9 protein-coding genes are annotated in these 7,578 nt (G+C 52.8%); 6 read left to right on the top strand and 3 right to left on the bottom strand.

Features of this window, described 5'->3' with window-relative positions; all coding sequences use genetic code 11:
• Window positions 1–93: 93 nt before the first annotated feature.
• Window positions 94–1,188, bottom strand: a complete 1,095-nt coding sequence (locus QZ105_RS02250; RefSeq protein WP_293728228.1) for a mechanosensitive ion channel family protein — start codon at window positions 1,186–1,188, stop codon at window positions 94–96.
• 163 nt (window positions 1,189–1,351) lie between these two features.
• On the opposite strand from QZ105_RS02250, the gene QZ105_RS02245 reads away from it, so the two are divergent.
• From QZ105_RS02245 to QZ105_RS02220, 6 genes are all read left to right on the top strand, one after another.
• Window positions 1,352–1,858, top strand: a complete 507-nt coding sequence (locus tag QZ105_RS02245) for a DUF456 family protein (RefSeq protein ID WP_293728227.1) — start codon at window positions 1,352–1,354, stop codon at window positions 1,856–1,858.
• A 37-nt stretch (window positions 1,859–1,895) separates the two neighbouring features.
• Window positions 1,896–2,264 (top strand): VOC family protein, encoded by a 369-nt coding sequence (locus QZ105_RS02240; protein WP_293728226.1) that lies wholly within the window; start codon window positions 1,896–1,898, stop codon window positions 2,262–2,264.
• A gap of 47 nt (window positions 2,265–2,311) precedes the next feature.
• Window positions 2,312–3,274, top strand: coding sequence for a D-glycerate dehydrogenase (locus QZ105_RS02235; protein ID WP_293728225.1), 963 nt, complete (start codon window positions 2,312–2,314; stop codon window positions 3,272–3,274).
• 25 nt (window positions 3,275–3,299) lie between these two features.
• A complete protein-coding gene (locus QZ105_RS02230; RefSeq protein ID WP_293728224.1) occupies window positions 3,300–4,571 on the top strand; it encodes a CHAD domain-containing protein in 1,272 nt (423 codons plus the stop codon).
• A 208-nt stretch (window positions 4,572–4,779) separates the two neighbouring features.
• Window positions 4,780–5,082 (top strand): type II toxin-antitoxin system RelB/DinJ family antitoxin, encoded by a 303-nt coding sequence (locus QZ105_RS02225; RefSeq protein WP_293728223.1) that lies wholly within the window; start codon window positions 4,780–4,782, stop codon window positions 5,080–5,082.
• On the top strand, window positions 5,079–5,396 hold the full coding sequence (locus QZ105_RS02220) for a type II toxin-antitoxin system RelE/ParE family toxin (RefSeq protein WP_293728222.1): 318 nt from the start codon (window positions 5,079–5,081) through the stop codon (window positions 5,394–5,396). Before QZ105_RS02225 ends, QZ105_RS02220 begins: the two co-directional genes overlap by 4 nt.
• Window positions 5,397–5,465: 69 nt before the next feature.
• Here QZ105_RS02220 and QZ105_RS02215 read toward each other — a convergent pair whose 3' ends face one another.
• Together QZ105_RS02215 and cysE are read right to left on the bottom strand one after the other, a co-directional pair.
• On the bottom strand, window positions 5,466–6,839 hold the full coding sequence (locus QZ105_RS02215) for an NAD(P)-dependent oxidoreductase (RefSeq protein WP_293728221.1): 1,374 nt from the start codon (window positions 6,837–6,839) through the stop codon (window positions 5,466–5,468).
• 4 nt (window positions 6,840–6,843) lie between these two features.
• On the bottom strand, window positions 6,844–7,554 hold the full coding sequence (cysE, locus tag QZ105_RS02210) for a serine O-acetyltransferase (RefSeq protein ID WP_293728220.1): 711 nt from the start codon (window positions 7,552–7,554) through the stop codon (window positions 6,844–6,846).
• Window positions 7,555–7,578: the final 24 nt, after the last annotated feature.

Raw genomic sequence — 7,578 nt, 5'->3', positions numbered from 1 at the left:
GGCGCGGATATTGGCGCGGCACAAATAAAGCGCCGCCGATACTCCGGCAGGCCCGCCGCCGATGATAATCGCTTGGAATTGTTCTATCAATTTTCAGGCCTCCTTGGCTGCAGGCTGCTTTTGCTGCTTCGGCTCTTCCGCAGGCGGCGTTTCCAGATAAACGCTGCGGCTGGGGAATGCGCAGCTTACGCCCGTTTCTTCCATCAGCTTCATAATTTGCAGGTTGATTTCTTGTAAGATATCCAGATATTCGCCGTGGTCGCCGGTGCGAGCGTAGCAGGTGACGCGCAGGTCCAGACTGCTTTCGTTATAGGCGACGAAGTGCGCGCGCACATTGTCGCCGTAAATTTTAGGATTGCTTTGCAAATAATTTTTTATTTTGGCGATGACGTTTTCCATTTGCTCCGCCGTAGTGCCGTAGGTCAAGCCTAAAGTAAAATCGACGCGGCGTTTTTCGCGCAAGGTGAAATTTGTGATGGGCGTATTGCTGAGCAGGGAGTTGGGAATGTAGACGAGTTCCTGCGGGAAGGTGCGGATACAGGTGCTGCGGAAAGAAACTTTTTCCACGACGCCTTCGATGCCGTTGGCCATAATCCAGTCGCCGTTTTTAAAAGGCTTGTCCAATACGATAATCAGGCTGCCGAATACGTTGGCCAGCGCGTCCTTGGCGGCGAAAGCCACGGCTACGGAGCCGATACTTAAAGAAGCGATAAAGCCGCTGATATCGTAATTCCATTCCCGCGCTACGGTGACGAAGCACAAAACAACGATGATGAGCCGCAGAATGGTGGAAAAAATATTGGACAAGGATTCCTCGGAGCGGATGCCGGCCTTTTCCAGCACGTCCAGCATGATGCCGTGGGTGGTGTCGCTGACATTATAGCAGCCCCAGAAAAAGCTGAGTACGATGGTGCTGCGCAAAATGCGGTCGACGATTTGTAAATTATTCAGCGAAGCGATGGGAGCTAAATTGATGGCGGAATAAAAGGCGATGACGAACAACACCACGTTAATGGGATGCTCGAAGGCGTTAATCAGGTCTTCGCCGTTTTTAAAAGAGATGATGTTGTTGATGCGGTGCAGCAGCCTCAATAAAAAATGTTTGTAAATATAACGCAGCAGCGTGAAAAAGCAAAAAGCGCTGATAGACGGGTACCAGGGCTGGAGCGTGGACAGTATTTCGTTCACAGGGGCATACCTCGTTTCCTAGTAATCTTGTTCTTTCATTTTAACATTTAAACAGGTTACAGACAACGATTTTGCATTTATTTCAAATTCTTGTGACAGATAATTGCTCTAGAAAATTTTGCGATGTGGTATAATGAATAAAATAAATTCTTTGGAGGCAACTATGGACTTCGTTGTTGAAAGAGCTTTGGCCGCTTTTGTCGCGGTGCTGGGACCTTTGCTGACGATTTTTGATTTGCCCGGCAATACGCTTCTGCTATTGACGGGTTTAGGCTTTGCCTTTTTTTATGAGAATATTTATTTCAGCGGACGGCTGCTTTCGGCTATGATTTTGATTTACGCTTTGGGCGAGGCCTGGGAGTTTTGCGTGTCGCTCTTTGGCATAAAAAAACAAAAGGTGTCCTGGCTGGCGGTGTTTATTATCGGCGCGGGCGGCTTTATCGGTACGGTGCTGGGCACGGCGCTGCTGCCGGTTTTGGGCTCGATTATCGGCGGTATGATGGGTGCGGCGGCTATGGCGTTTATGTACGAATTGGCGCGTACCGGTATCCGCGGCGACGCACTGCACTTGGCGTGGGAGGCGGCCAAAATGCGTTTCTTTGCGTTGATCGGTAAGCTGGCCGCGGGTATCGCGCTGGCGGCGCTGTTGGTTAAGCAGGTATTTTTTTAAGCGGCGCAGACCGCAATTAACATACGAGGTGAGAATTATGAAATTTACTTTTGCGCACAATAATTTTAACGTACTGGATTTGGAAAAAAGCCTGAAATTTTATGAGGAGGCTTTGGGGCTGAAGGAGGCGCGCCGCAAGGTGGCGAGCGACGGCAGCTTTATTTTGGTTTACCTGGCGGACGGGGAAACGCCCCATCAGCTGGAGCTGACCTGGCTGCGCGACCGCAAGGAGCCTTATAATCTGGGCGAGAACGAATTTCATCTGGCCTTTGTTGTCGAGGATTACGAAGCGGCTCATGCCAAGCACAAGGAGATGGGCTGCATTTGTTACGAAAATCCGGCGATGGGAATTTATTTTATTGCCGACCCCGATAATTATTGGCTGGAGATTCTGCCGAAAAAATAAACCGGCCGGTGGCTTGGCAAAGGAAAATTTACGACGGAGGCGGTATTATGAATTTAAAGGAATGCACTGTGGTAGCCAGCGGCAAAATGCGCCAATGCGCTTATGATAAATTGAACGACGCAGTGCGGATGATTGGCTGGCAGCAGGGCGGGCGGATGCCGCAGGAGCAGTTTGAAGCCGCTTTGGTCGAGGCCGACGCCCTTTATTCGACGGGCAACCTGCGCATTGACGAAGCGCTGTTGGCTAAAGCGCCTAAGTTAAAAGTAATTGCGCAGGCTTCGGTGGGCTATGATAATATCGATGTGGCGGCTTGCGCGGCGCGGGGCGTGGTCGTCGGCAATACGCCGGGCGTGCTGGTGGACGCCGTGGCCGATTGGGCCTACGCTTTAATTCTGGACAGCGCGCGTAATTTAGTAAAAGCCGCCGCTCATGTCAAGAGCGGCTTATGGGGTCAGCGCAAACCTTTCGGCTTGACGACCGACCTGGCGGGTAAAACTTTGGGCATCATCGGTATGGGCGATATTGGCAGCGCCGTTGCCCGCCGGGCGCAGGCCAGCAAAATGCGGGTTATTTATCACAATCGCCGCCAGCGCGGTGACGACGGGCAGCTGGGAGTAAAATATTTTAGCCTGGACGATTTGCTGCGGCAGGCAGATTTTATCCTTTTGGCTGTGACGCTGAACCCGTCGACGAAAAAGATGATTGACGCACAGGCTTTGGCAAAATGCAAACCGGGCGCGCGGTTAATAAATATCAGCCGCGGCGGCGTGGTGGATACGGAAGCTTTGTACGACGCGCTGCAAAGCGGGCGTTTGGCTTACGCCGCGCTGGACGTTACCGACCCGGAGCCTTTGCCGGGCGAGCATAAGCTGCTGACGTTGTCCAATGTGACGGTTACGCCCCATGTGGCCAGTGCTACGGCGGAAACCCGCGACGCGATGGCGCTGCTGACGGTAGAAAATATTTTCGCGGGCTTGCAAGGGAAGCCGCTGCCCGCGCAGGTAAGGTAGGTGAACGGCCGACGCCTGCCGCGCTATGAGTAATAATAAAGGAAGAATTTGCCTGCACGGTTTGGACGTAAAGCACCAGGCGCAGCTTTTAGGTTTGGTGAAGAAGGCTTTGCCCGTCCACACCGTTAAGTATAAGGTAAAAGAAAAATATTTCGGCGACAACGATATGTATAAATGCCGCTGGGCCCGCTTTAAACCCAAGGCAGACTGGGGCGTGCGTTTGTACTGCGCCTGGGGCGTGCTGCTGGTCAGCGATAAGCCTGTGGCGGTGGCGGATATCATTATTGAGTTCGACAGGCGGCGGGCGGAGGCTGCCGCCGAGGCAGAGCGGCTGCTAGGCAGGCTTTTAAGCGGCAAGCTGCATTTTGTTGTGGAGGAGCCGGATTTTTCGCAGCGGCTGGACCAGCTACGCGGCTGTTACGCTTTGGATAAGCAGTACGATTACGATGCGGATAACGCCGCTTCGGCCTTGGTCTGCCACTTGCCTTGGCAGGTGTACGGCGTCAGCAAGCTGTGGGCGCAGGTTTTGGCCAGCGGCGGCGAGCGTCCGCTGTGGCGGCAACTGCGCGTTAAGCTGCGCCGCCTGCGTTCGTCGCTGACGTTTTTTAAACCCTTGCTGCCGCAGGAAGCGGCGCAAACATGGCAGCGGCTATTGAAGGAACGGGCGGCGAGATTATCCGCAGTGCGGGAGTATGACGTTTTGCTTTTGGCCTGTTCGCGGCTGGGGCTGAACCGGGAGCAGGAGGCCGCGCCGCAGCTGACGGCCCACTTGCAGAGTTTGCGCCAGGAAGAACTGGACAAGGCTTTGGACGGAGTGCGCCTTAACGAGCTGACGCTGGAGTTGGCGCGTTTCTTGCTGTGGCTGCACACAGCGCCTGCGGAAGCGCGGCAGGATTTGGAAACATTTTTGCGCCGCCGCTTTGCCGTTTGGGTTGATAAGCTGCTGTGGCTGCCGGAAAAATATCCCGACTTGCGCGATATGGAGCAGTTGCACTGCATCCGCATCAAGCTCAAGCGTTTTCGCTACGCTTTGCAGACCGTGCCGGAGCTGGCCGTTTCGCCGCGCCTCTTGCGCAATGTAAAATATTTGCAGGATACGCTGGGATTTTTGCACGATGCTTACGTCGATGGCGCACGCCTGGACGCTTTGGCGGCGGCGCACCCTGAGCTGCGCTGCGAAGCAGCGCTGCTGAGCGGTTGGGAGCGGGGCAAAGCGGACGCCGCGCTGGAACGCTTGCCGCGCCAGTGGGAGGAATTTACCGGACTGCTGCACGATTGGACCAAAGAAAATTTATAGCAAAACAAAAGCGTAAGTTTAGGCTGAGCCTGGGCTTACGCTTTTGTTTATGCGGTTGGCAGTATGGAAACAAAAAATGAAATTGATTTAACAAACGCTGGGGACAAGCGATATACTGAAAATAATAAGTAAATATCTGTATTTGCTTGCAATAGCTTGCAAAACATAAAACTGTTTGATAAAATTTAGACAGAAGGAGTGATGACTTATGGCAACCACTACTGCTCTTTATGCCAGAATAGATACTGATTTAAAAGAAAATGCGGAGAAAATTCTTCAGCAATTAGGTATTTCTCCTGCCAGCGCTATTCAAATGTTTTACAGTCAGATTGTTTTGACCCAAGGTCTGCCTTTAGAATTGAAGCTTCCTGCTAAAAGGCCTATTGCTGTTGGCGCTATGAGCCGACAGGAGCTGGATGCCGAATTAACTAAAGGTTTGGAATCGTTAAAAAGAGGAGCTTATTCTGCGGCTGAAGTTGACGCTGTCTTAGCCAAGGAGTTTGGTATATGAATGAAAAATATAGCGTTGTGTATTCTCCTGAAGCTTTGGAGGATTTGAGAAGCATATATTCCTACATTGCTTTTGAACTGCAGGCGCCAATGGCAGCTGCAAAGCTGGTAAAACGTATTAGAGCTGAAATATATTTGCTGGACGAAATGCCTGCGCGTTTTGTTTTAGTTGATTGGGAGCCGTGGAAAAGCAGAAATACGCATAAAATGCCAGTCGGAAAATATATTGTTTATTATATTGTGTATGAAAGTGAACTTAAAGTGGAGATAATCCGTATTTTTTACGGAGGCCGCGATATTCCAAGGATTATGTAAGTAAAATAGATATGCAAAATCCCCTGACGTTGATATCAGGGGATTTTTTATGCGACGGTGAAATTGATTTTAAATATTGCAATCCTCCAGCAGCTTTTTGGCGTCGATATATTGGGCGATGCCTGCGGCTACCTTTTTTGATTCCTTCATGGCCAGCACTACGGTAGCGGGGCCGTGGACTACGTCGCCGCTGCTGAAAACTCCGGCGCGAGTAGTCATGCCGTAGGGGCGCTCGCGGGTGATGACAAAGCCGCGGGCGTCCACTTGAATGCCTTTGGTGGTGGACACGATGCGGGCCGCCGGCTTCTGCCCCACCGCCAGAATTACGCAGTCGCAGGGGATAACCTCCTGGCCGCCTTCGGCGATAAATTTACCGTCGGCAGTTTTTACAATATTTTGCAGCAGCAGTCCCGCCAGCTCCGTTTCGTCCGCAGGGGTGGATTGACGGCGGATGTTATTGACCGCGCGCATTTGCTTCTTATTAAAATATGCGATGGGCTGCTGTAAAAAGCGGAACTGTACGCCTTCGGCTACAGCGGCTTCATACTCGGAAGGGAAAGCGCTGACTTCGGCTTCGGTTTTGTGGTAAACGATGGTTACGTTCTTGGCGCCGCGGCGGACTGCGGTGCGGGCCGCGTCCATAGCTACATTGCCCGCGCCGACGACGATAACATTATCGCCAGTGTGCAGCAGCGTTTCGCTGGCGTCCAGCTTGCCTTCGTCGGACAGCACTACCATACGCAAAAAGTAGGTGGCGGTCAAAATGCCGCTGAGCTCCTTGCCGGGAATATCCAGCGTGCGGGGCAGGGAGGTGCCCGTTCCCATAAAGATGGCGTCATAGCCTTGGGCAAAGAGGTCGTCCACCGTAAAGTCCACGCCTGCCAGCTGCTTGGTTTTGATTTCTACGCCGATATGGCGCAGCTCGGTAATTTCGCGGCGCACCACGTCCTTTTGCAGGCGGAATTCGGGGATGCCGAACAGCAGCACGCCGCCCGGCTCGCTTTGGGCTTCGAAAATGGTTACGTCAAAATCCATTTTCGCCAAATCGCCTGCCACCGTCAGCCCGGCGGGGCCGCTGCCGATAACGGCTACCTTGCCGCGGCGCTTGCTGGAGGGGGAGGTGGGCATTAAATCGTTTTGGTGGGAAAAATCGGCGATAAACATTTCCAAACTGCCGATTTCGATGCCGCATTGCTTTTTCGTCAGCACGCAATGGGCTTCGCATTGGCGTTCATGGGGGCAGACGCGGCCGCAGATGGCGGGCAGATTGCTGCGCTCGGAAATGATTTCGTAGGCCATACCGATATTGCCTTCGCTGAGAGCGCGGATGAAGCCGGGAATATTATTTTCAATGGGACAGCCTGTACGGCACATGGGGCGGGCGCAGTTCAGGCAGCGGCGTGCTTCCTGAATGGCTTCGGCGGTGGTCATTACTCTGCTCATAATTTTACCTCTTTTGCTCTTGCTGTTTGTTTTGGGTATCGTAGATTAGATTTTCCAGCTCCTTCAAGCGGCTGTTAATCTCTTCCATATGCTTGGACAGCAAATCCTCGTAATCGGCTACAGGGTCCGGCAGCTTATCGTGGTTCAGGTCGATCATGCTTTCGGCGTCGCTGTTGTCGGAAGCCGCGGTAATACGTACGCCATCCCTAGTCACAACGCGGCCGGGAACGCCTACGACTACCGAATTAGGCGGCACTTCTTTGAGCACGACGCTGCCGCTGCCGATTTTGGAATTATCGCCGACCTTAAAGGAACCGAGTACCTTCGCGCCGCTGGACACTACCACATTATTGCCGATGGTGGGATGACGCTTGCCCTTTTCCTTACCGGTACCGCCTAAGGTTACGCCCTGATACAGCGTGACGTTGCTGCCCAACTCGGCAGTTTCGCCGATGACCAGGCCCATGCCGTGGTCGATAAACAGGCCGGGGCCCAGCTTGGCGCCGGGGTGAATGTCAATGCCCGTAAGAAAGCGGGAAAAGGTGTTGATAAGACGGGGCACAAGCACCCAGCCCTTTAAATAGAAATGATGGGCTATGCGATGGAGCCAGATTGCATGCAGGCCCGGATAACAGAGCGCGGCCTCCAGTCTTGTTTTGGCGGCAGGGTCGCGCAGCATAATAGCGTCAATATCTTTACTTATCTGAGCAAACATGTTCAAGACTCCTTTCTTCTAATT

The organism is uncultured Phascolarctobacterium sp., from assembly GCF_905212365.1.
In the GTDB taxonomy this organism is placed as follows: Bacteria; Bacillota; Negativicutes; order Acidaminococcales; family Acidaminococcaceae; genus Phascolarctobacterium_A.
The sequence above is the reverse complement of the archived record's forward strand: the minus strand, read 5'-3'. Positions and strand labels throughout refer to the sequence as shown.

Excerpts from the sequence above, each read along its gene's own strand:
- QZ105_RS02240 (WP_293728226.1), top strand. The coding sequence starts at position 1,896 with ATGAAATTTACTTTTGCGCACAATAATTTTAACGTACTGGATTTGGAA.
- QZ105_RS02230 (WP_293728224.1), top strand. The coding sequence starts at position 3,300 with ATGAGTAATAATAAAGGAAGAATTTGCCTGCACGGTTTGGACGTAAAG.
- QZ105_RS02245 (WP_293728227.1), top strand. The coding sequence starts at position 1,352 with ATGGACTTCGTTGTTGAAAGAGCTTTGGCCGCTTTTGTCGCGGTGCTG.
- QZ105_RS02225 (WP_293728223.1), top strand. The coding sequence starts at position 4,780 with ATGGCAACCACTACTGCTCTTTATGCCAGAATAGATACTGATTTAAAA.
- cysE (WP_293728220.1), bottom strand. The coding sequence starts at position 7,554 with ATGTTTGCTCAGATAAGTAAAGATATTGACGCTATTATGCTGCGCGAC.
- QZ105_RS02215 (WP_293728221.1), bottom strand. The coding sequence starts at position 6,839 with ATGAGCAGAGTAATGACCACCGCCGAAGCCATTCAGGAAGCACGCCGC.
- QZ105_RS02235 (WP_293728225.1), top strand. The coding sequence starts at position 2,312 with ATGAATTTAAAGGAATGCACTGTGGTAGCCAGCGGCAAAATGCGCCAA.
- QZ105_RS02220 (WP_293728222.1), top strand. The coding sequence starts at position 5,079 with ATGAATGAAAAATATAGCGTTGTGTATTCTCCTGAAGCTTTGGAGGAT.